At 39.4% G+C, this 22993-nt stretch carries 24 protein-coding genes and 1 other RNA gene; 19 read left to right on the forward strand and 6 right to left on the reverse strand.

What is annotated here, in order from left to right; translation table 11 throughout:
• Positions 1 to 319 precede the first annotated feature (319 nt).
• The 5 genes from J2Y67_RS16180 (at position 320) to rarD (ending at position 5981) form a co-directional block, all read left to right on the forward strand.
• Positions 320 to 1462 carry a cysteine desulfurase family protein gene (locus tag J2Y67_RS16180; RefSeq protein WP_310175825.1) on the forward strand — a complete coding sequence of 381 codons (1143 nt, stop codon included), beginning with the start codon at positions 320 to 322 and terminating at the stop codon, positions 1460 to 1462.
• Between the two features lies 1 nt (position 1463).
• Positions 1464 to 2669, forward strand: a complete 1206-nt coding sequence (thiI, locus tag J2Y67_RS16185; RefSeq protein WP_310175827.1) for a tRNA uracil 4-sulfurtransferase ThiI — start codon at positions 1464 to 1466, stop codon at positions 2667 to 2669.
• Positions 2670 to 2768: 99 nt separating this feature from the next.
• The gene (locus J2Y67_RS16190; protein ID WP_310175829.1) at positions 2769 to 2972 is read left to right on the forward strand and encodes an alpha/beta-type small acid-soluble spore protein; all 204 of its coding nucleotides are present in this window, start codon (positions 2769 to 2771) and stop codon (positions 2970 to 2972) included.
• Between the two features lie 154 nt (positions 2973 to 3126).
• Positions 3127 to 4710 carry an acyl-CoA synthetase MbcS gene (gene mbcS / locus J2Y67_RS16195; protein WP_310175831.1) on the forward strand — a complete coding sequence of 528 codons (1584 nt, stop codon included), beginning with the start codon at positions 3127 to 3129 and terminating at the stop codon, positions 4708 to 4710.
• A 344-nt stretch (positions 4711 to 5054) separates the two neighbouring features.
• Complete coding sequence (rarD, locus tag J2Y67_RS16200) at positions 5055 to 5981, forward strand: EamA family transporter RarD (RefSeq protein ID WP_310175833.1); 927 nt, start codon at positions 5055 to 5057, stop codon at positions 5979 to 5981.
• Between the two features lie 269 nt (positions 5982 to 6250).
• Here rarD and J2Y67_RS16205 read toward each other — a convergent pair whose 3' ends face one another.
• On the reverse strand, positions 6251 to 7051 hold the full coding sequence (locus J2Y67_RS16205; RefSeq protein WP_310175835.1) for an NAD kinase: 801 nt from the start codon (positions 7049 to 7051) through the stop codon (positions 6251 to 6253).
• Between the two features lie 166 nt (positions 7052 to 7217).
• Here J2Y67_RS16205 and sppA point away from each other — a divergent pair, with 166 nt between their 5' ends.
• The 9 genes from sppA (at position 7218) to J2Y67_RS16250 (ending at position 14780) form a co-directional block, all read left to right on the forward strand.
• Positions 7218 to 8228: a signal peptide peptidase SppA gene (sppA, locus tag J2Y67_RS16210; RefSeq protein ID WP_310175837.1), complete on the forward strand. Its 1011-nt coding sequence runs from the start codon at positions 7218 to 7220 to the stop codon at positions 8226 to 8228.
• A gap of 74 nt (positions 8229 to 8302) precedes the next feature.
• Positions 8303 to 8800, forward strand: a complete 498-nt coding sequence (locus J2Y67_RS16215; RefSeq protein WP_396954093.1) for an RDD family protein — start codon at positions 8303 to 8305, stop codon at positions 8798 to 8800.
• A gap of 83 nt (positions 8801 to 8883) precedes the next feature.
• On the forward strand, positions 8884 to 9576 hold the full coding sequence (locus tag J2Y67_RS16220) for a DUF2953 domain-containing protein (protein WP_310175842.1): 693 nt from the start codon (positions 8884 to 8886) through the stop codon (positions 9574 to 9576).
• Positions 9577 to 9593: 17 nt separating this feature from the next.
• Positions 9594 to 10088, forward strand: a complete 495-nt coding sequence (ytfJ, locus tag J2Y67_RS16225; protein WP_310175844.1) for a GerW family sporulation protein — start codon at positions 9594 to 9596, stop codon at positions 10086 to 10088.
• 177 nt (positions 10089 to 10265) lie between these two features.
• Positions 10266 to 10766: a thiol peroxidase gene (gene tpx / locus J2Y67_RS16230; protein ID WP_310175846.1), complete on the forward strand. Its 501-nt coding sequence runs from the start codon at positions 10266 to 10268 to the stop codon at positions 10764 to 10766.
• 146 nt (positions 10767 to 10912) lie between these two features.
• Positions 10913 to 11905, forward strand: a complete 993-nt coding sequence (locus J2Y67_RS16235; protein WP_310175848.1) for a class I SAM-dependent methyltransferase — start codon at positions 10913 to 10915, stop codon at positions 11903 to 11905.
• A 223-nt stretch (positions 11906 to 12128) separates the two neighbouring features.
• Positions 12129 to 13316 carry an acetate kinase gene (locus tag J2Y67_RS16240; RefSeq protein WP_310175849.1) on the forward strand — a complete coding sequence of 396 codons (1188 nt, stop codon included), beginning with the start codon at positions 12129 to 12131 and terminating at the stop codon, positions 13314 to 13316.
• A 110-nt stretch (positions 13317 to 13426) separates the two neighbouring features.
• Positions 13427 to 14284: an EcsC family protein gene (locus J2Y67_RS16245; protein WP_310175851.1), complete on the forward strand. Its 858-nt coding sequence runs from the start codon at positions 13427 to 13429 to the stop codon at positions 14282 to 14284.
• Positions 14265 to 14780 (forward strand): MogA/MoaB family molybdenum cofactor biosynthesis protein, encoded by a 516-nt coding sequence (locus J2Y67_RS16250; protein WP_310175853.1) that lies wholly within the window; start codon positions 14265 to 14267, stop codon positions 14778 to 14780. The genes J2Y67_RS16245 and J2Y67_RS16250 overlap by 20 nt, the downstream gene beginning before the upstream one ends.
• 24 nt (positions 14781 to 14804) lie before the next feature.
• Here J2Y67_RS16250 and J2Y67_RS16255 read toward each other — a convergent pair whose 3' ends face one another.
• Together J2Y67_RS16255 and J2Y67_RS16260 are read right to left on the reverse strand one after the other, a co-directional pair.
• Positions 14805 to 15119, reverse strand: coding sequence for a hypothetical protein (locus J2Y67_RS16255; protein ID WP_310175854.1), 315 nt, complete (start codon positions 15117 to 15119; stop codon positions 14805 to 14807).
• A 133-nt stretch (positions 15120 to 15252) separates the two neighbouring features.
• The gene (locus tag J2Y67_RS16260; protein ID WP_310175856.1) at positions 15253 to 15702 is read right to left on the reverse strand and encodes a universal stress protein; all 450 of its coding nucleotides are present in this window, start codon (positions 15700 to 15702) and stop codon (positions 15253 to 15255) included.
• A gap of 107 nt (positions 15703 to 15809) precedes the next feature.
• Between J2Y67_RS16260 and J2Y67_RS16265 the strand changes: the two genes are divergently transcribed.
• Positions 15810 to 15968 carry a hypothetical protein gene (locus J2Y67_RS16265; protein ID WP_310175858.1) on the forward strand — a complete coding sequence of 53 codons (159 nt, stop codon included), beginning with the start codon at positions 15810 to 15812 and terminating at the stop codon, positions 15966 to 15968.
• A 333-nt stretch (positions 15969 to 16301) separates the two neighbouring features.
• A complete protein-coding gene (gene ald, locus J2Y67_RS16270) occupies positions 16302 to 17423 on the forward strand; it encodes an alanine dehydrogenase (RefSeq protein WP_310175859.1) in 1122 nt (373 codons plus the stop codon).
• A gap of 48 nt (positions 17424 to 17471) precedes the next feature.
• On the opposite strand, the gene ssrS is transcribed toward ald, so the two are convergent.
• Both ssrS and J2Y67_RS16280 read right to left on the reverse strand, forming a co-directional pair.
• Positions 17472 to 17667, reverse strand: a non-coding RNA gene (gene ssrS, locus J2Y67_RS16275) — 6S RNA.
• A 54-nt stretch (positions 17668 to 17721) separates the two neighbouring features.
• Positions 17722 to 18819: a M24 family metallopeptidase gene (locus tag J2Y67_RS16280; RefSeq protein ID WP_310175862.1), complete on the reverse strand. Its 1098-nt coding sequence runs from the start codon at positions 18817 to 18819 to the stop codon at positions 17722 to 17724.
• 1178 nt (positions 18820 to 19997) lie between these two features.
• Here J2Y67_RS16280 and J2Y67_RS16285 point away from each other — a divergent pair.
• The 3 genes from J2Y67_RS16285 (at position 19998) to J2Y67_RS16295 (ending at position 22545) form a co-directional block, all read left to right on the forward strand.
• Entirely contained in the window at positions 19998 to 20678 is a 681-nt protein-coding gene (locus J2Y67_RS16285) for a metal-dependent hydrolase (RefSeq protein ID WP_310175864.1), read from the forward strand.
• Between the two features lie 80 nt (positions 20679 to 20758).
• The gene (locus J2Y67_RS16290; protein WP_310175865.1) at positions 20759 to 20995 is read left to right on the forward strand and encodes a hypothetical protein; all 237 of its coding nucleotides are present in this window, start codon (positions 20759 to 20761) and stop codon (positions 20993 to 20995) included.
• Between the two features lie 230 nt (positions 20996 to 21225).
• Positions 21226 to 22545, forward strand: coding sequence for a CBS domain-containing protein (locus J2Y67_RS16295; RefSeq protein WP_310175867.1), 1320 nt, complete (start codon positions 21226 to 21228; stop codon positions 22543 to 22545).
• 44 nt (positions 22546 to 22589) lie between these two features.
• Here J2Y67_RS16295 and J2Y67_RS16300 read toward each other — a convergent pair whose 3' ends face one another.
• Entirely contained in the window at positions 22590 to 22898 is a 309-nt protein-coding gene (locus tag J2Y67_RS16300; RefSeq protein ID WP_310175869.1) for a YtpI family protein, read from the reverse strand.
• Positions 22899 to 22993: the final 95 nt, after the last annotated feature.

Genomic DNA, 22993 nt, shown 5'->3' on the forward strand with positions numbered 1-22993 from the left:
GCAGAATATTTACTTCTCTTTGACATAAAAAATCCCCCTAAAGTAACGACAGATTTTTGTTTTTTCATCTGTCCACTTTAGAGGGAGCATATCACCCACCGGCTGTTCGGTTTTTTGCTTATTTTCAGCCGAGAGGAAAGTATAACTTTCCTCTCAGGCATAAGTGCAACTACGCCTCTGTCTTCGCCCTTAGGGGCTTGCCAGTCGGCGAGTTTTCTTTATCTGGAATTTCACTTGCACCATCTTTCTAAATGGAAGCAATGTATGATAAGATTATCTTTTGCATAGGGGTTTTTCGGATTCATTAGGGGGGAAAATCATGATTTATTTTGATAATAGTGCTACAACCAAACCATATAAAGAGGTTTTGGAGTCATATGTAACGGTTTCAAGTGAATACTTTGGAAACCCGTCCTCGCTAAACGCCTTAGGAGGACAGGCTGAAAAACTTTTGACAAAGGCCAGGGAACAGGTGGCAAATCTTTTAACTGTAAAAAAAACGGAGATTTTTTTCACATCTGGAGGTACCGAAAGTAATAATTTAGCGATTAAAGGTGCTGCATACATTCATAAAAATAAAGGCCGCCATTTGATTACGACAAGCATTGAGCATGCCTCTGTCAAAAAATCCTTTGAGCAGCTCGAACAGGATGGATTTGAAGTAACCTATCTACCAGTTGATTCGAGTGGTAGAATTCAAATAGACGACTTAAAAAAGGCGATCAGGAATGATACAATTCTCATTTCAGTTATGCAGGTCAATAATGAAATTGGGACAATCCAGCCAATAAAGGAAATCGGAGAATATTTAAAGAAATTTCCTAACATTTTGTTCCACGTGGACGCCGTTCAGGCTGTCGGTAAAGTACCGCTTTCATTGAATGAATACAGAGTAGATCTATGTTCATTTTCCGGTCATAAATTTCACGGCTTGAAAGGCACCGGAGTTTTATTCGTTCGTGAAGGTGTACGGTTGTCCCCCTTATTAGCCGGAGGAGGACAAGAACGGAAGCTCCGCAGCGGCACAGAAAACGTTGCAGGGGCTGTTGCTCTTTCGAAGGCGTTACGAATGGTATTGACGGAAGGGAAAAACGGAATTGAAAGAATGAGCAAAATCCGGGAAATCTTAAGAAATGGGTTAAGTGAATTAGAAGAGGTTCAAATTCATACTCCCACTCTAAATTCTGCTCCACATATTTTAAATTTTTCCATTAAAGGAATAAAATCTGAAGTATTGATCCATGCGCTGGAGGAAAAAGGAGTCTATGTCTCAACCACAAGCGCATGCTCTTCAAAGAAGAAATCTCCAAGTTCAACGTTGCTTGCTATGGGGGTCACGGATGAACTGGCTGAAAGTGCCATACGCGTCAGTCTCTCCTTTAACAACACAGAAAATGAGGCTCTTGCCGCTCTTGCTGCAATTAAAGAGGCATCTGAACATATACGAAAGGTAATGAAATAATATGAATTATGATCGAATCGTCATTCGCTACGGCGAAATGTCAACGAAAGGCAGAAACCGTAATAAATTCGTTGATAAATTAAGAAAAAGCGTTAAATCTGCTCTTACCGCTTTTCCGAACATCAAAGTGGAAGCATCACGTGACAGAATGTATGTTTTGTTAAACGGTGAAGATGTACAAGAAATTAAAACGGTTTTAAAAAAAATATTTGGGATTCAATCATTCAGTCCGGCTGTTAAGGTCGAGCGTGATTTGGAAAAAATGAAAGAAGCTGCTCTCGAATTAGTAAATTCACTTTATCAAGAAGGTCAAACTTTTAAAATTACGGCGAAAAGGTCTGATAAAACCTTTGAACTGGATACGGATGGAATCAATCAACTATTTGGTGCTCATCTGTTGACAAACATTCCGGGTCTAAAGGTAAATGTAAAAAGGCCGGATATCAATTTATTGATTGAGGTTCGAAAAGAGGCTGTTTATCTTTCCTGTGAAACAATAAAAGGGGCTGGCGGCTATCCGGCAGGTTCCAGCGGTAAAGCGATGTTAATGCTTTCAGGCGGAATCGATAGTCCTGTCGCCGGATTTATGGCCATGAGGAGAGGGCTGGAAATAGAAGCTGTTCATTTCTTCAGCCCACCATTCACGAGCGAACGGTCAAAGGAAAAGGTCATTGACTTGGCTAAAAAGCTTGCTGAGGTATATGGGCATATGACCCTCCACATCGTCCCGTTCACAGATGTTCAGCAGGCAATTCGTGAACAAGTACCTGAAAACTATACGATGACTACAACAAGAAGATTCATGCTCAGAATTACCGATAAAATTAGAGAAAGCCGGGAAGGGCTTGCTATTATTACGGGGGAAAGCCTTGGCCAAGTGGCGAGTCAAACACTTGAAAGTATGTTTACCATCAATGAGGTAACGAATACACCAATCATAAGACCGCTTATAACGATGGACAAAACGGAGATTATAAAAATTGCCCAAGAAATTGATACACTTGAGATTTCTAATAGACCCTATGAAGATTGCTGTACGATTTTTGTTCCTGCATCTCCAAAAACAAAACCACGGCGAGAGAAAGTCCGTCAATATGAAAGCTATTTTGATTTTGATCCATTGATTGAAGAAGCAGTTGCTGAAACGGAGACTATAACAATCAAACCAGATCGCAACACACAAACAGAATTGGATGAATTATTTTAATAAATAATTTACGAAATTTCTGTGAACAATTACCAATTGATATCAAGAATGAACCTTGTGAGTTCTACACATTATAAACTCACAAGGAGGTGATATCAAATGGCAAACAACAATTCTAATCAATTACTAGTTGCTGGTGTTGAACAAGCTCTTGGCCAAATGAAATACGAAATTGCTACTGAATTTGGTGTACAACTTGGTGCTGATACTACTTCTCGTGCTAACGGATCAGTTGGAGGAGAAATCACCAAGCGTTTAGTCGCAATGGCTGAGTCTCAACTAGGCGGCGGATTTGCTCGTTAACAATTAAATAATATGGCTACAGAGAGCGGGAATTATTCCTGCTCTCTATTTTATTTTATTAAAAAATGTTTTTCAGATAATAATAATTTAAAATTTTGGGACAATTTCGTATAATAAAGATGGATATAAATTTTTATTGCTGAGGGGGAGAGTTATGAAACGGGAGGATTTAATTGCACCGGAAAATTACAATCTTGTTTCTGAAGTAGAACGTTTTGCAAAAGACCCGAACAAATTAGCATTAAAATGGGAAAACGAATCAGGTGAAACAAAACAGGTTACATATGAGGAATTATTGAAAAAGGTAAATCAGGCAGGGAATGTGCTGATTAATAATGGATTACAAAAGGGGGATACCATTTTAATTATTGTTCCAAGACTGATTGAAGCCTATATTGTCTATCTGGCTGCATTAAAAGCGGGGATGGTCGTAATTCCAAGTTCTGAAATGTTAAGGGAGAAGGATTTACAATACCGGATTACGCATGGGGATGTTAAGGCTGTTATCAGTTATTATCCATATGTGGGTCAGTTTGAAAACATTTCGGATGTCCAATCCCTTGTTAAATTTTCCCTAGGAGCAAAAGTGGAAGGCTGGTGCTATCTGGATGAAGAAATGAAAGCGGCTTCAAAGGATTTTGCCATTGCGGATACAAAAAGAGAGGACATGGCCTTTTTATCTTATACATCGGGTACGACCGGAAATCCTAAAGGGGTTGTGCATACTCACGGCTGGGCATTTGCTCATTTAAAAACGGCCGCGCCTAAATGGCTGGCCATTGAAGAAGGGGATACTGTTTGGGCTACGGCAGGTCCGGGCTGGCAAAAATGGATTTGGAGTCCATTCCTATCTGTTCTTGGGTCAGGCGCAACAGGTCTTGTATACAATGGTAAATTTGAACCGAAAAAATATTTAAGCCTGCTGCAAAAATATGATGTAAATGTTCTTTGCTGTACGCCAACAGAATATCGATTAATGGCAAAAGTAGATAATTTGGCAGAATACAAATTGCCAAACCTTCATAGTGCAGTATCCGCCGGAGAACCGCTAAATCGAGAGGTAATTGATACTTTCAGAAAATATTTTCATGTTGAGGTTCGCGACGGCTATGGTCAAACTGAAAACACCCTGCTCGTTGGAGTAACAAAGGGAATGCAGTTAAAACCAGGCTCCATGGGCAAACCAACCCCTGGAAATCGTGTTGAAATCATTGATGAGGATGGAAAGGTTTGTGCAGTTGGTGAAGTGGGGGATATTGCAATTCATGTTGAAACCCCTGCTCTATTCAAAAAATATTATAAAGACCCGGAACGAACTGCGATGCAATTCCGCGGTGATTACTACGTAACGGGTGATAAAGCGAAAATGGATGAGGAAGGCTATTTCTGGTTTGAAGGGCGCGGCGATGATATTATCATTAGTTCCGGCTATACAATTGGACCATTCGAAGTAGAGGATGCTCTTGTCAAACATCCATTTGTCAAAGAATGTGCCGTAGTGGCGAGCCCTGATGAAATTCGCGGGTTTATTGTGAAAGCATTTGTTGTTCTACAAGAGGGCGTTGATTCGAATCATCCAGAATTGACAAAGAATCTTCAGGAGCATGTAAAAGAACTGACAGCGCCATATAAGTACCCAAGAATGATTGAGTATGTATCGGATCTTCCGAAAACTACCTCTGGAAAAATCCGCCGTATTGAACTTCGACAAAAAGAAATAGAAGCTGTAAAAAAATAATGCAAAAATAAGAGGAGCTGTCCAAAAAGTCAGATAACTGACCTTTGGTAGCCCCCTCTTATTTTTATTTTTGGTTCTGAGTTAAATTGGTCTGTTGATTTCCGCTCCAGGCGCTTCCCGCGGAAAGCGAGTGACCGGAGTGGAAATCAACAGGCCCTTTTGCAGAGACAATCAGTTAGTAAAAAATTTCCGAGAAAAATACCCTTTCTCGACAATATGGCAATCGTTATCCCAATTGTTTATTTATTTTGGGCAAAAATTGGTGAATTAAATTTTCCCCTTTTCCTACCGTTTCACGTTATAATAATATTTCGATACTAGAAAGATTGGGGAATGGAACGAAAATGAAAAATTCAGAGATAAAAAAGGGAACCTTCCATGCTGGCTTTTCCTATTTCCTATGGGGGCTGCTGCCCATCTATTGGAAGCTTATCGATCAAGTAAACGCAACTGAAATTCTTGCGAACCGAGTTTTTTGGTCGTTTATTTTTATGGTGCTAATCCTTTTAGTAACAAAAAAATGGGGATTATTTCTTCAAACCCTTAAAGGATTTGCACAAAACAAAAAACAGCTTTATGCCCTGGCTATTGCCTCGTTATTAATAAGTATTAATTGGTTCGTCTATATATGGGCAGTTAATAGCGGTCATATGCTTGAAGCAAGTCTCGGTTATTATATCAATCCGCTCGTGAGTGTTTTATTAGGAATGATTGTCCTAAAAGAAAAATTATCCATTCCACAATATATTTCGTTTGGTCTAGCCACTATTGGGGTATTGATCATTTCGATTTCCCATGGGGAATTTCCTTGGATTGCCATAAGTCTGGCACTTTCTTTTGGTTTATACGGACTCGCTAAAAAATTGATCATTGTAGAGTCATCCGTCGGATTAACGCTTGAAACACTTGTTTTAGCACCGATTGCAGCATTATATATGTGTTTCTTATTTATGAATGGCACGAATTCATTTTTATCAGCAAGTGCGGGGACTGATTTATTGTTAATAGGTGCTGGAGCTGCTACGGCTGTGCCGTTGCTTTATTTTGCAAAAGGAGCGCAAAAAATACCGTTATCTCTACTAGGATTTTTACAATACATTGCGCCCACTTTAACATTAATTTTGGGAGTGTTTGTCTATAAGGAACATTTTTCAAAAGAGCAGTTCCTTTCCTTTATCTTTATTTGGTTTGCTTTAACGATTTATTCTCTATCTAAAATAAGACTATTTCCTGAAAAAGGAATAATCCAAAAAGAAAAATTGAACAGCTAAAAAAGAGGCGAACGAAAAGCCTCTTTTTTTATACTATAAGAATTTATAAATTGCTTCGAGAATTGTCCAGCTCCAGCGCCCTGCGTCTAGTGTCCTTCGCTCATCTCCCTACGATAAGTCAACATCGATTCGCTCCGCTCTTCGTGTTTCCTTTATCTCAGTCGATGAGCTCCACAAGGAAAGCTTCGACAGCATCAGCATCGCACGAAGGAAAAGCGTTAGCTTTTTCGAGGAGGCCATACGCCGCAAAACGGGCGCTTGCGCTTTTCTTAAAGAAATTGTCTCTTCACTTTATTCCAGTAGGAGTTATCTTTTAATTTAAGTGTTTTAATTTTTTTATTGCTCATTTTTATTTGAATTTTTTCCACATGGCGGATACTTAATGCTTCATTGTCCATGCCCATTACGGGGTGATCATTTCCTTCCGAAATCACCTTAAGTGTCAGCGTACGATCCTCTCCTAAAATAAAAGAAGATCCCAGAGTGCGGTAGCGATTATTATTTAACGAAGCTAACTCACTAATTTGCATACAGGAAATCAGCGGGTCAACTACAGAACCATTAAGCGATTTATTATATGCGGTGCTCCCTGTAGGTGTAGCTACTACCAGTCCGTCTCCACGGAACGTTTCAAAATGAAGCTGGTCTATGAAAACGTCAATCACCAGCGTTTTTATAATGGAGGAACGAATACTGAACTCGTTCAAACAAGGGAACACACCCTGTCCATCTACTGTTACTTCAAGTAAAGGATAACGGCGGACCTCGAATTGTTCATTTGCTGAGGCTTCAACCATTTTTGAAGTATCATCAATCCGAAAATCACAATACATACTTAAATTTTTAGTAGTCGAAATACCCGCGTAAAGACAATCTTCTCTAAATCCGGTTTTACGAACGGCCTGCAGGAAGGTCCCGTCATTCCCGATGCTGGCAATAATATTGGATTTCTGCTGGTCATCTACGATTGTAAAGCCATATTGGTTTGCTAACTCATAAATATGCGAAGCTTTTGAAAGCATATCGGCATCTCGTGTGTGATAAAAGTAAATATTGCGGCGACTTTCCATAACTGAATCCTCCTGTAAAATAAAGAATCAATTTCCATATTTTAACCCTTTTTAAAAATCTTTTGATAAAATATTGATAATCTCATTTTAGTTTAGCATTTTTTTGAAACAATATGAAAATACGAACGTAAATTTAACTGGATTGATACAGGTGGGGGGATACCATATGAACGGAAAACGCTGGGCCGCATTAGGGATTGCAGCTGCACTATTTATTGTCTCAGTCGTCATAAACTTTTTATCTGCTTTTGCCTTTAAAGGCATTGAGACGGACATTGGTGAATTTTTATCAACAAGTGAGCAGCCGTTTACGGAGGAAGTGGTGAAAGACGGAAGTGAATTAAAAAAAATTGCTGTCCTGGATGTAGATGGGGTTATTCAAGATACGGGTGAAACAACCTCTTTATTACAAAGTGCCAGCTATAACCACCAGGATTTTATGAAAAAATTAAATTATGTTAAGGATGATGATACCATCAAGGGCATCATCATCAAGGTCAATTCTCCTGGTGGCGGAGTCGTCGAAAGTGCTGAAATCCATGATAAACTAGTGGAAATCCAGAAGGATACAAAAAAACCGGTCTATATTTCAATGGGGTCAATGGCGGCGTCAGGCGGATATTACATTTCAACAGCAGCCAAAAAGATTTATGCAAGTCCGGAAACACTTACGGGTTCTCTTGGAGTCATTATGGAAGGAATCAATTATGAAGGATTAGCGAAAAAGTACGGCGTCGATTTTGTCACGATTAAAAGCGGAAAATATAAAGATATTATGAGCCCAACAAGAAAAATGACTGAAGAGGAGCGGCAAATTCTCCAACGGATGATCAATAATTCGTATGAGGGATTTGTGAATGTCATATCTGAGGGCCGCCATTTAAGTATCGACCAGGTGAAAAAGATTGCGGACGGAAGAGTTTATGACGGGCGGCAGGCGAAAGAATTGCATTTAATTGATGGCTACGGATATTTGGATGATGTAATCAAGAAAATGAAAAAGGATGAAAATTTGAAGGGAGCAAAGGTTATTCGCTATTCAGAAGACATTGGAATTGCTTCATTGTTCAGCATGCAGGTTCATAAATGGATGGGAGAAAATGCTGAATTGGCCGGAATGTTAAAAGTTCTCTCTAAGCCAAATTCACCAAGACTCATGTATCTTTATGCGGAATAGGGGCGGGGAAGATGGAAATGAATCATAATCAAGAGAACAAAAACCAAATGGATGATCATAGTTCCGAAGAAATGATGAACCATCATGAAGAAAAGGCTGACAGCGCAAACAAGGTTCAACCTGAAAAGGGAACGATAGCGGAATTACCAGAATATCCGATTCGATTTGCCGGATTTTGGATGCGTTTTTGGGCGTACCTGCTCGACTTAATTGTAGTCGGGAGTCTCGTTAGGCTGATTATTAAGCCTGCCTTTCGAATACTCGACATTTCCATAGCTGAATTTAATATGTTTGCTCCCATTTCTATTGCGTCAGCGGTTATCTTTTATTTATATTTTGTCCTCATGACGAAATATTTGCAGCAGACACTTGGAAAAATGGTATTTGGAATAAAGGTAGTGGATTTGAATAGGGAACAATTAACATGGGGAACGGTTTTATTCCGGGAATGGATCGGCCGCTTTATATCCGCAACAATCATTGTCGGGTATGTAATTGCTGCTTTTCTCCCGAAAAAGCAAGGTTTGCACGATCTATTTTCAGACACCATGGTTATCCACGTAGATAAATAATTTTTTAGCCTATCAACTTATGTTGATGGGTTTATTTTTTTTTCTTAAAGCCATACTAAAAGGCTGAAAGGATGTGAACGAAATTGATCTGGTTCCTTTTAATCTTTGTTATTCTTTTGCTCTTATTCTTGCTGATTATTTTTACAAAGCTGACCATTAAAGTGAATTATTATCACCATAATGACAATGATGACCTAAAGATTGAGTTTAGGATTTGGTTTGGTCTGATTAAATTCAAGAAACATATTCCATTAATTAAAATTGATGATAATTCACCTAGTATTGTTGTAAAAAGTAAAAAGAAAAAAGATCAAACTTCTGATAAATCTTCAAACGATGAAGTACATCAAATTACTCCTAAAGATATGATTACGAATTTAAAAAATACAAAAGAAATTCTGCAGCATGTAATTCATATGCATGTTATCATCCGTAAGTTTTTTAAAAAAATCTCTATAAAACAGTTTGAATGGCATACGATGTTTGGGGTGGGCGATGCGGCACATACAGGAGTATTGTGTGGCGGACTTTGGACCATTAAAGGAGGCATCGTCGGTTTACTCAGTAACTATTTTAAGTTAAAGGAAATGCCGATTTTAACTGTTACACCGCACTTTCAAGCAATAGTTATCCAAACTCAAGTTTCATGTATGTTTGAGTTTCGAATCGGGCAAGCTATTTTAGCAGGATTAAAACTAATTAAATTCTGGAAGGGCGGAAGCCCGAAATCAAAATCAAACACTAATTTTTCAAAGGAAAAAACTAAATCCGTTTGAAAGAGGAGGAAACTACCATGTCTGACCATCCAATTCAAGGTTTGATGACAACTGCAATGGAAAGTTTAAAAGAAATGATTGATGTAAATACAATTATCGGGGATCCCGTTGAAACCCCAGATGGAAGTGTCATTTTAACAGTTTCAAAGGTTGGCTTTGGATTTGCGGCTGGTGGAAGTGAATTTAAAGGAGCCAGCGCAGGTCAACAGGGCCAGGGGCAGAATCAGGGACAAAATCAGGGGCAGGGTCAAAATCAGTCAAACCTCCCATTTGGCGGAGGGAGTGGAGCCGGGGTTTCGATTACTCCTATAGCATTTTTGATTGTGAATTCCCAAGGTGTGAAAATGCTCCATTTAGACGAGAGTACTCATTTGTACGAGAAAATTTTAGAACTGGCACCACAGGCAGTGGATAAAATCCAGCAAATGTTTTCGAAAAAAGATCAACAACAGCAACCAGTCAATCAGCAAACTAGCCAGCAGATCCATGTAAAACACGATCTTGATTTATAATGAAAAGGTTAATCTTCCCAAATAGGAGGATTAACTTTTTTCTTGGCTTAGTTTCAGGTTGAAATAATTGCAAAAAAGATTCTGAAAAGATATATTTACACTGTACATATTACATGCGTTAAGCGTATTTAAAAACAGAATGTGCTTAAGCTTGATATCAAAAGGAGGATGTTAATAATGGCAAACGTAACATTTAAGAGTGGACCGGTCACTTTATTAGGTAATGAAGTAAAAGTAGGAGATAAAGCTCCTAACTTCACTGTATTGGCAAATGATTTATCAGAGGTTACTTTAGATAGTACGAAAGGACAAGTGCGTTTAATCATTTCCGTTCCTTCCTTGGACACAGGTGTTTGTGATGCAGAAACACGCCGTTTTAATGAAGAAGCTAATAAATTAGGAAATGTTAAAATTCTTACTGTAAGTGTGGATCTTCCATTTGCGCAAAAACGCTGGTGCGGTGCTAATGGCATTGAAAACGTGCAAACTTTATCTGATCACCGCGATCTTTCATTTGGGGAAGCTTATGGCGTGGCAATTCAAGAATTAAGATTATTAACTCGTGCTGTATTTGTAGTAGATTCAAGCGATACTGTTACATATGTTGAGTATGTAAGTGAAGCAACCAACCACCCTAACTATGAAGCAGCTTTAGAAGCAGCAAAAAGTGCAAAATAATTAAATCGTGAAGGAGGCCTCCGTCAATGGCGGGGTCTTTTTTTTGGCCGATAGGAAAGTATAACTTTCCTATCAGGCATAAGTGCAACTACGCCCTTAGGGGCTCGCCAGTCAGCGAGTTTTCTTTAGAAAATGGAGGTCATACGATGAAAACTACTCCAGTTGAAGAGCTTTTTACGGTATTCAATCAAACAGCCCTCGGGATCCAAGAAGAATTGGAATGCAGCTTTTTAGAAGCATTGGCTGAAACAGGAGAGAACCTGTTCCACGGTTCTATTCTCCAAGAGGAGTTAAGTGAATTAACCGTTAAAAGGCTAAAAAAACATTATGAAGAAATTCAGATTAATAAATTTTCGAATGAAGAAATTCGAAAAGCGTATCAGCTTGTGATTTTAAAAGGGATGCAGGAAAATGTGCAGCCAAATCATCAAATGACACCGGATTCGGTTGGCATGCTCGTTGGGTATTTAGTACAAAAATTTGTCGTACCGCCATCAATGCGTTTGCTTGACCCGGCAATTGGAACAGGTAATTTATTAACTACTGTATTAAATCATTTACAAAAAAACGTGGATTCAATCGGTGTTGAGATTGATGATCTTTTAATAAAGCTTGCCTACGTAAATGCTAATTTACAAAAGCATCCTGTAGAGCTATTCAATCAGGATAGTCTTGATCCATTATTTATTGATCCCGTTGATGTGGTAATTGGAGATTTACCTATTGGCTACTATCCAAATGATGTTCGGGCTGCCGACTATCAATTACAGGCCAAAGAAGGACATTCCTATTCACACCATCTTTTTATTGAACAAAGTGTCCGACACACAAAACCGGGAGGGTATTTATTCTTCCTGATACCGAATACACTCTTTGAAAGTGAGCAGGCTGGAGGTCTTCATGAATTTATAAAGGAACATGTCATCATTCAGGGGCTTCTTCAATTACCAAATAGTATGTTTAAAAATAAGAGTACGGCAAAAAGTATTTTAGTTCTGCAGAAAAAAGGCGAAGAAGTAAAGCCTCCAAAGCAGGCTTTACTTGTTAACCTGCCAAGTCTATCAAATGCTGCAGAAATGGACAAAATCTTATTAAAAATGGACAAATGGTTCCAAGAGAACAAGCCAAAAAACCGATAAAACATCGGTTTTTTTGTTTTTTTACTAATAGTACAAAAAATTTGAATAAAATTATATTTTGAATGTAACCGCTGACACTTAAATTACTCCTTGAAATATGACAGATCCAGTGTTTAAATGAGTATTTGAGAGAAATATTCCGTGTTAGTTTGCACAAGCTAAAGGTGTGCGAAACAGAGCCTTTGCAAACTGATGTTGTTATATATAAAGGAGCGGTAGCAAAATGTCTAAAATTATTGCAATCAATGCCGGCAGTTCTTCCTTAAAGTTTCAATTATTTGAAATGCCAAGTGAAGAGGTTATTACAAAGGGATTAATTGAAAGAATCGGTTTAAAAGATTCTATTTTTAATATCACTGCGCATGGTGAAAAAATTCAAGAAATTATTGATATTCCGAATCATGACGTAGCCGTTAAGATGCTTTTGGATAAACTTACGACGCTTGGAATCATCCAATCGTTAGATGAAATTGAAGGAATCGGGCATCGCGTAGTACACGGCGGTGAAGAATTTAATGATTCTGTTCTGATAAACGATGAAGTTTTGGCAAAAATAGAAGAGTTATCTGAATTGGCACCGTTGCACAACCCGGCAAATATTACTGGTATTAATGCATTCAAATCGGTATTGCCAAACGTTCTGGCAGTTGCTGTCTTTGACACAGCCTTTCATCAAACGATGCCGGAAAGCTCTTTTTTATACAGTCTTCCATATGAATACTACAAAGACTATGGAATTCGGAAATATGGTTTCCATGGTACGTCCCATAAATATGTGTCACAGCGTGCTGCTGAGCTATTAGGTCGTCCAGTTGAACAACTGCGTCTTATTTCCTGCCACTTGGGGAATGGAGTAAGTATTGCAGCTATTGAAGGCGGAAAATCCATCGATACTTCAATGGGCTTTACGCCGCTTGCAGGGGTTACGATGGGAACACGTTCAGGAAATATTGACCCGGCCTTGATTCCATATATCATGGAAAAAACAAATAAAACAGCTGAGGAAGTTCTTGATATACTAAATAAAAAGAGTGGAATGCTCGCTGTTTCCGGTTTTTCAAGTGACCTGCGGGATATTGAAATTCAGGCAAAACAAGGCAATGAACGTGCGAAGCTTGCACTCGACGTATTCGCAAACCGGATTCATAAATATATCGGTTCTTATGCTTCCCGTATGTACGGTGTTGATGCGATTATTTTTACAGCGGGAATCGGCGAAAACAGTGATGTGATAAGAGAAAATGTCCTTAAAGGACTTGAATTCATGGGAGTTTACTGGGATCCTGCCCTTAATAAGGTAAGAGGGGAAGAAGCTTTCATTAACTATCCTCACTCACCTGTTAAGGTAATAATCGTCCCAACAAATGAAGAAGTAATGATTGCCCGCGACGTCGTTCGTTTGGCAAATTAATGAATTGAAAAAGGCAAAGTCGCTTAAAAAAGGGATTTTGCCTTTTTTTAATCCTTCCGTTTCTTTATGTTATACTAAAAGAAAGAATTGGAAACAGGAGGAATGTTTTCATGCCGCTCTCAGACAGGGAGAAAAATGTCTTGAAGGAAATAAGGGAATGGGAGAACCGTTTGTTAAGCTATGAGGCAAATGACTTTCAATTGACCTATGAAAAATACCTTGAACGTTCCTTTTTACTTTTACCCGAAACGGTTCAAAAAAAGTTTTTTCTGTTAATCGACAACTGGCTGTTTCATTTACATGGCATGATTCAAGGGTCACAGCTTCAGATGGATGCAAAGGAACGAATTCTTTCATCCGGAAGAATTTTTTACAAGGATTTAGAAAAAATAGATGATCTAAAAAAATTAGAAATCAACCAACTACATTACATAGCCCATCAGCAAATCGCTAAACATCGGATGTATTCCTTTGTACAAGGGGGACTCTCGGGGACAGGCGGTACCTTGCTTTTGGGAATGGATATTCCGGCAATGGCCGTAATAAATTTACGGGCTGTACAATTAATTGCGATGACCTATGGATTTGAGGTCAATACCCCTTTTGAAATGATGACCTCATTGAAGGTTTTCCATACAGCAACACTTCCTCCTAGAATTCAGAAGGACGGATGGGCAGCGCTCATGAATGAATTAGACGGGCACGATGATTTTTATTTTTATCAAGGGAAAGAGGAAATAACTGATATTACCTGGCTGGAGCAGCCTATCCAACAACTTTTAAAGGCAATGGTAATCGCTATATTTCGAAAAAAATTGATTCAGGACATTCCGCTCGTCAGCATGGCGATTGGAGCAGGGGCAAATTATCAGTTGACCAGGAAAGTAACTGAGGTTGCCCACAAATATTATCAACTTCGTTATTTAAAAGAAAAAGAGGAGTATCCGGATGAGTACGAAAGAACATAAAAAAGAAGCGCCGAAAACCGTTCATTGTAAAGTGATAACCGTTAGTGATACACGAAATGAAGAAAGTGATAAAAGCGGGAGACTAATGATTGACCTCCTTGAAAAAGCAGGTCATAAGGTCCTTGATTATTGTATTGTAAAAGATGAAAAATCCCTTATTCAAGAAGAAATTTTAAAGGGCTGTGGACGGGAAGATATCGATATTATTCTCACAAATGGAGGCACAGGAATTGCCAAACGCGATGTAACGATTGAGACCGTTCAAGGGCTAGTTGAAAAAGAAATTGTCGGTTTTGGTGAATTGTTCAGAATGTTAAGCTATCAGGAGGATATCGGCTCTGCAGCCATATTATCACGAGCTATTGCAGGGGTGGTGAAAGATAAAGCCGTTTTTTCTACCCCAGGCTCATCGGGTGCTGTGAAATTGGCAATGGAAAAACTTATTCTCCCTGAACTTGGACATGTGGTGAGAGAATTGAAGAAAGATTTACAATAAAAAGCTCCCAAATCGGGAGCTTTTCTAATGGTGCATTTTAATAGAAACTTCTTGGTTCGCACGATACCAAATCCATAAATCATTGATAATGGAAGCGAGTTCCGCGATCTCACTGTTTAGTTCACAGGAACGAGGGAAGTCGCTTTCATCTGAAAGCTGCGCTTGTTTTCGATTAATCGTATTTTCAAGTTCTGCAATTCGGTCAGGAATGGTGCCGCGAATTTGTTCCCAATACAACAAAATAGCTGCCTGGGTCTTTCGGGAATAGTGTTCCCAGTCTAATTGAATATCAGGGAGTTGAATTCCCAGCCGTTGATCGAAAGAAAAATGTTCTTCCATACATTTGCCTCCACATGTATAGTTTTTTTAATTTTACTACACATTATCAGAGCTTTCACTGGAAAACTATTAATCTTCAAGTTATGTTGAAAAAAAAATATAAACGATATTATCCGTGTACGTTAAATTTTTATTAGGATTCCTTTTCGGTGCGAACAACCAGGACATCACATGGAGCATAGCGGGTTATATGTTCCGAAACACTGCCGATAAAGAAACGTTCTACTGCATTCATACCTGTAGCACCGCAAATGATTAAATCTACTTTGTGTTTTTTTGCCATCTCTTTTGGAATGAGTATTTTAGGTGAACCAAACTCAATTTCATAATCAACCTTGGTTACGCCAGCAGCTAAAGCAATCTTTTGATATTCCTGAAGAAGTTCCGATGCCAAAGTGTCAGCTTTCTCGGCTATTGAGCGATCATAAGCTTCAACCATTGCGAAGGTTCTCGTGTCGATGACATGAGTTAAGAGAAGGCAGGAATTGTTTCGCTTGGCAATTTCAATCCCTTTTTTAAAAGCCCATTCTGCTTCTTTTGACCCATCAATAGCGACCAAAATAGTTTGATATTTAAGTCCCATGATTCATCATCTCCTTACCTAAATTATACAACATATAAAAATGCATAGTTGTGCCAATTTTTCGAACAATAATAAGGTATTGATAATAGATAGAAGGGGGCAGTCACATGACCAAGCGTGATCCGAATAAGCAAAATATTTTTGAGTTTGATGAACAGGGGACAAATGAGGTAAGCGAGCAAATCTTGAATTCGTATAATAGCGGATTCATCGGAGAGGGATCCGATCAGGCTGAAAGTAATCAATTTAGCAGTACAGAAGGTTAGGCATATTTATTGCGTAGGGTGGCTGTCTGCTTTAGGGCAGTCTGTTCATGCCCTTTGGATTTGGAATGCCATTTGGATTTGGATATCCCTTCTTGGGAGGATTCCCATTCTTTATTTAATAAAATTTGAGGGTTTAAAACTATCCATATCCTTATTAGCCTTGGTATTAATTCAAATCGTAGGGCTTTGTCATATTGACAAAGCCAATTCTGAATTTTATACTCCATTTTCAATAAATCAATGCGGACTAAAATCATGACAAGTTTTAACATCATAAAGCTTACTTATGGATATAATAGTAAATATGTATGATAAATATTGGAGGTTAAGGATATGCGGATCGGAGTACCTAAAGAGATAAAAAATAACGAAAATCGGGTAGCGATGACACCTGCAGGAGTAGTGAACCTATTAAAATTCAGTCATGATGTATATATTGAAAAAGGAGCGGGGCTTGGTTCCGGTTTTTCTGATGAAGATTATACATCTGCTGGTGCAAAGTTAGTAGAGTCGGCGGCAGAGGCTTGGTCCATGGAAATGGTGATGAAGGTGAAAGAACCACTGCCAAGTGAATACTCCTACTTCCGTGAAGGGCTAATATTATTTACATATTTACATTTAGCCCCGGAACCGGAATTAACAAAAGCTCTCATCGATAACAAAGTGGTTGGAATTGCCTATGAAACCGTGCAATTGGCAAATAGAAGTTTACCATTATTAACACCTATGAGCGAAGTGGCCGGGAGAATGGCAGCACAAATTGGTGCTCAGTTCCTTGAAAAGGTATATGGTGGTAAAGGAATTTTGCTTTCAGGAGTTCCGGGGGTCCATCGAGGAAATGTGACAATTATCGGCGGTGGTGTTGCTGGTACAAATGCAGCAAAAATGGCAATTGGTTTAGGTGCAAAGGTTACGATTATTGATTTGAATCCTGACAGGCTTCGTCAATTGGATGACATTTTTGGTTCTGACGTGACCACATTGATGTCCAACCATTATAATATTGCGGAAGCTGTTAAGGAATCAGACCTTGTGATTGGTGCGGTCTTAATTCCGGGAGCAAAAGCACCGAAGCTTGTAACGGAAGAAATGATTCAATCGATGAAACCGGGCGGTGTAGTCGTGGATATCGCGATTGATCAGGGGGGTATTTTTGAAACAACAGACCGGATTACGACACATGATAATCCAACATATGTAAAGCATGGAGTGGTCCATTATGCGGTTGCGAACATGCCGGGGGCAGTTCCGCGTACTTCCACCATTGCTTTAACAAATGTTACGGTTCCTTATGCATTGGAAATTGCGAATAAGGGGTATAAAGGGGCTTGTCTTAAAAATGAAGCATTGTTAAAAGGAATTAATACACTTGGCGGTTATGTAACCTACGAGGCGGTGGCAGAAGCACATGGTCTTGAATTTCAAGATACAAAGACATTACTAGAAAAAGAATAAGGTATAAAAAAACCAGCTTCGATTGGAAGCTGGTTTTATCATTACTAATATGTAGCCGCAATTGCCGTATTCATATAAGAAAGTTTTAAACCACCACTCCTCAAAGTGGGTGTTCGCAGAAACCTTCCTGCCTGTCCTCCATGTCTTATAGACAGAGGCGTGTCATTTCAGTTTCGATGTTAAAACTCCCTTTTACAGCTTAAAGGTTAAAACTTTATTATCATTACGTACAATGCAGCTTGTATTAGTATTTTACTGCAGATTATTTTATTATTCAATGGTTAAAAATGACAAATAGCTATTTAATAATTTGTAATTCTTTTGGGAATTTCGTTAATACCTTGGCACCGTCTGCCGTAATAAAAATATCATCCTCAATTCGGACCCCGGCTACTTCAGGGACATAAATCCCTGGTTCAATTGTGTATACCATGCCTTCTTCGATGACTAATTGATTCGTTTCAGTCATGGAAGGGTATTCATGAACGCTAATTCCGAGTCCATGTCCTAAACGGTGCGGGAAATACTCACCATATCCTGCATCGGCAATGATCCTGCGAGCGGTTAAGTCAACCTCTGCAGCCGTTATTCCAGGCTTACTAGCCTCAATTGCGGCAAGCTGCGCTTTTAAGACTGTGTCGTAAATTTCTTTTTGCTTATCATTGATGTCGCCGTAGGCAACGGTTCTGGTAATATCAGAACAGTACCGGTCAACGATAACACCGAGGTCAAATAAGACTAGATCGCCTTTTTGAATCTTTGTTAATCCTGGGGTGCCGTGCGGTGAAGCAGCATTTGCTCCTGTTAGAACCATTGTTGCAAAGGACATTTCCGTTACGCCCTTTTGTTTTAATGCATATTCAACTGCATTAAGCACATCTAATTCTGTTTTGCCTTCTTTGATTTCGCTTGCGCCGAATTCAACAGCATAGTCCGCAAGTGCACAAGCCTCCTCAATAATCTTTAATTCTTTTGCATCCTTAATCATCCGAAGTATACGTAATTTTTCTTCTGCAGAAATAAAAGCAGCTTTTGGGAAAAGATTCGAAAGCTGTTCATACCGTTCCACATTCATATGTTCTTTTTCAATCGCTGTTTTTGATACGGTATTAATCCGTTTTTGAATAGCGCTTTGAATCATTTCCCAAGGGTTTTGGATATCGCTATATCCAATGATTTCATGTTCCCAGCCGGAGCGTCTTGCGTCATGAACTTCCATGGACGGGCATACAAGGAATGGTTCTTCCTGTTGAAAAACAACGAGCGCCAGCAGGCGTTCATGCGGGTTTGTAAAATATCCACTTAAATAAAAAACATTTTCAGAAGAGGTAATGAAGCTTACTTCAACTTCATTTTCTTTCATCCAAGATTGGAGCTTTTCGACACGTTGATTCATGATAGATCCCCCTTAAAATCATTTCCACTTTTGAGATTATCAATTTAAGGTCTAAATGTAAACAAACTGTGCTTACTTGAGTAGAGAACTTGGTTTGATCCCAGTTCTTTTAATAGTTCCTTTTTGAGTTAGAAATTAAGGTTTGCGGGAAGTATCAAGTGCGGATAGTGCCCGTGGATATTAAAAATAAAGCATGTGGGAACTATGAAGTGCGGATAGTGCCCGTGCAAGTAAAAAAACGAAGCATGTGGGAACTATGAAGTGCGGATAGTGCCCGTGCAAGTAAAAAAGCGAAGCATGTGGGAACTATGAAGTGCGGATAGTGCCCGTGCAAGTTAAAAAACGAAGCATGCGGGAACTATGAAGTGCGGATAGTGCCCGTGCAAGTTAAAAAACGAAGCATGTGGGAACTATGAAGTGCGGATAGTGCCCGTGCAAGTAAAAAAGCGAAGCTTGTGGGAATCATGGAGGTCTGATAGTGCCCGTGCAAGTAAAAAAGCGAAGCTTGCGGGAATCATGGAGGTCTGATAGTGCCCGTGCAAGTAAAAAAGCGAAGCATGCGGGAACTATGAAGTGCGGATAGTGCCCGTGCAAGCAAAAAAGCGAAGCATGTGGGAACTATGAAGTGCGGATAGTGCCCGTGCAAGTAAAAAAGCGAAGCATGTGGGAATCATGGAGGTCTGATAGTGCCTGTGCAAGTAATAAAGCGAAGCATGCGGGAACTATGAAGTGCGGATAGTGCCCGTGCAAGCAAAAAAGCGAAGCTTGCGGGAATCATGGAGGTCTGATAGTGCCCGTGCAAGTAAAAAAGCGAAGCATGCGGGAACTATGAATTGCTGATAGTGCCCGTGCAAGTAAAAAACGAAGCATGTGGGAACTATGAAGTGCGGATAGTGCCCGTGCAAGTAAAAAAACGAAGCATGTGGGAATCATGGAGGTCTGATAGTGCCTGTGCAAGTAAAAAAGCGAAGCATGCGGGAACTATGAAGTGCTGATAGTGCCCGTGCAAGTAAAAAAGCGAAGCATGCGGGAACTATGAAGCCTGGAATCAATATTCAAAAAGAGCATATTTTTGCTAAAAGCTCTATCCTTTGGGTAAAGTTAATTCATGAGGAAGGAAATTCTAATTTTTGTATGGAAGTATTTATACAAACCAGTATTGAGAGGAGTAAAAAATAATGAAAATTTCTTACCATGGCCATTCAATTGTCCAAATTCAAACTGAAGGCAAAACGATTTTAATTGACCCGTTTATTCATGGAAACTCATTAACAGATTTAAACGTCGAAGAGGTAAATCCTGATGTCATTCTCTTAACTCACGGCCATAACGACCACGTTGGGGATACAGTTGAGATTGCTAAGAGAACTGGTGCCCTTGTCGTTGCCAACGCTGACCTAACCACTTATCTTAGCTGGCAAGGTGTTCAAACCCATGGGATGAATATTGGCGGTGCCAACCAATTTGACTTTGGAAAGGTCAAGCTGACGCAAGCTTTTCACGGGTCAGGTTATGCGACAGTGAACAACGAGATCATTTACTGTGGTATGCCAACTGGAATTTTGTTTAGCAATGAGGGTAAAACAATTTACCATGCCGGTGATACCGGATTATTCTCCGATATGAAGTTAATTGGTGAGCGCCATCCGATCGATGTGGCATTCCTACCAATTGGAGATAATTTTACGATGGGGCCTGAGGATGCAGCCTATGCTGCCAAACTATTAAACGCAAAAACAGTTGTGCCGATTCATTTCAACACCTTCCCGCCAATTAAACAGGATCCAAACAAATTTATCGAGCTTCTTGAGAATCAAAACGGTAAAGTCTTGCAGCCTGGTGAGGCAATAGAATTATAAGGAATTAAGGGTTTCGTCTACTTTTTTTCCTCCTTTTAGCATAAAAATGAAACAAGCATATATTTAAGGGAGGGGAAATTGTGAAGAAACACAGATATTTATTATGCCTTTTGCTTTGCGGGGCTATGCTTTATTACGCGGTGCCTCAATTATCGGTAACTGCATCCGGACTGGAAGGGATTTTTTCACTAGCGTGGCTTGCCTTAGCGCTGATGGTGATTGCCGGAAATTTAACGGGAATTCTCTATAGTCCGAAAAAAGCCGTTCAAAAACTGCAGCCGAATCGCAGCAAACGAAAATCCCGCATGTTTCATTAAAATTATAAGAAGAGCTCCGGTACAATCAAATGCCGGAGCTCTTCTTATAAAAGTAACAATCCGCATTGTCTAGCTCCAGCGCCTAGCCCCTCGATTCGCTTCGGGGCTAACCAAGGCGCTTCCGCTTTTCTTATTGTATCAAGGCTTTTTTAACTTTATAATTAAATTTACACGGAATCCGGGAAAGTCATTGCTGGATGAATGGGAATTTAAAATAAAGGGTGACGGTCTTGGCTACAAAGCATGAACAAATTTTACAATATATTGATGACCTTCCTGTTGGCGAAAAAATCTCTGTCCGCCAAATCGCAAAAGCGATGAATGTAAGTGAAGGTACAGCCTATCGAGCCATCAAGGAAGCAGAAAATAAAGGATACGTCAGCACAATCGAACGTGTAGGGACGATTAGAATTGAACGAAAGAAAAAAGAAAATATCGAAAAGCTCACCTTCGCCGAGATCGTAAATATTGTAGATGGTCAAGTTTTAGGGGGAAGAACAGGACTCCATAAAACACTGAATAAATTCGTTATTGGGGCAATGAAATTAGAGGCAATGATGCGCTATACGGAAGCGGGCAACCTGTTAATTGTCGGTAACCGGACACAGGCACATGAACTTGCCTTAAAAGCTGGAGCGGCAGTCCTGATTACCGGAGGATTTGATGCGGAGGACCCAATCAAAAAGCTTGCAGATCAACTTGAATTGCCAGTCATCTCAACCAGCTATGATACTTTTACAGTGGCAACAATGATTAACCGTGCAATATACGACCAATTAATTAAAAAAGAAATCATATTGGTAGAAGATATTTTAACCCCCTTATCGGAAACATTTTTCCTAAATACATCAGATACGGTTGGGAGATGGCACGAATTAAATCAACAAACAACCCATAGCCGTTATCCGGTAGTAGACCATAATATGAAGGTTCAAGGGATGGTTACCTCCAAGGATATTTTAGGACAGGATTATGAAACAACAATTGATAAGATTATGACAAAAAATCCGATGAATGTAAGCGGAAAAACAAGTGTTGCTTCCACAGCCCATATGATGGTCTGGGAGGGCATAGAGGTTCTTCCAGTGGCAGATGATTCGAACCGTTTAGAGGGTATTATCAGCCGGCAGGATGTGTTAAAGGCGTTGCAAATGAATCAGCGACAGCCCCAGGTCGGTGAAACAATTGATGATATCGTCACAAATCAGATTGAGTTAATGTCTGGAAGACCAAAAGGCGAAGAGGTCTATTCATGTCAAGTCAGCCCCCAAATGACGAATCATCTAGGAACCATTTCATATGGAGTTTTTACAACCATCGTCTCAGATGCGGCGAATCGAATTTTACGCAGCTATAAAAAAGGTGATCTTGTTGTTGAAAATATGACCATCTATTTTCTTAAACCCGTTCAAATGGAAAGTACATTAGAAATTTATCCAAAAGTGCTTGAAGTAGGGCGGAAGTTTGGTAAGGTAGACGTAGAGGTTTTTAATGACGGCATATTGGTCGGAAAAGCGATGATGATGTGCCAGTTGATTGATCGAACCTAAAACAATAAATAAAGCCGCTCCCAATCAATGGAGCGGCCTTTCCATTATTTACTCTCTTTGAGTGTCTCGGCTTCTTTAACAGCAAATGGCAGGTAATGTTTATAGGCTTTATACCCCGTCCAGGAGCTTAGACCACCAAGGATAATAAAAATAGCTGCAACAATAATGGTCACAGTTGTTTGTGATAAATACACGGTGTTAATCCCAAAAAAGAAGACAAAAAGACCAAGAGCGATACTCGATTTAGCCGAAAGCCATTTCTTTTCAGCAGGACGGTTGCTTCTAAAGTACTTTGTTTTATAAAATAAATATAGTACAAATAATAAGACAATTAAAATAACGAGTACTGACATTTTTTGCTCCTCCGAACTTTTAAAAAATCATCTACTATTGTACAGGTTATCATCAAAAAATGCCAGAATCGGTTCAAACTGAACAGAAAAAGGAG

Origin of the sequence: Neobacillus niacini, from assembly GCF_031456445.1 — a bacterium.
In the GTDB taxonomy this organism is placed as follows: Bacteria; Bacillota; Bacilli; order Bacillales; family Cytobacillaceae; genus Neobacillus; species Neobacillus niacini_I.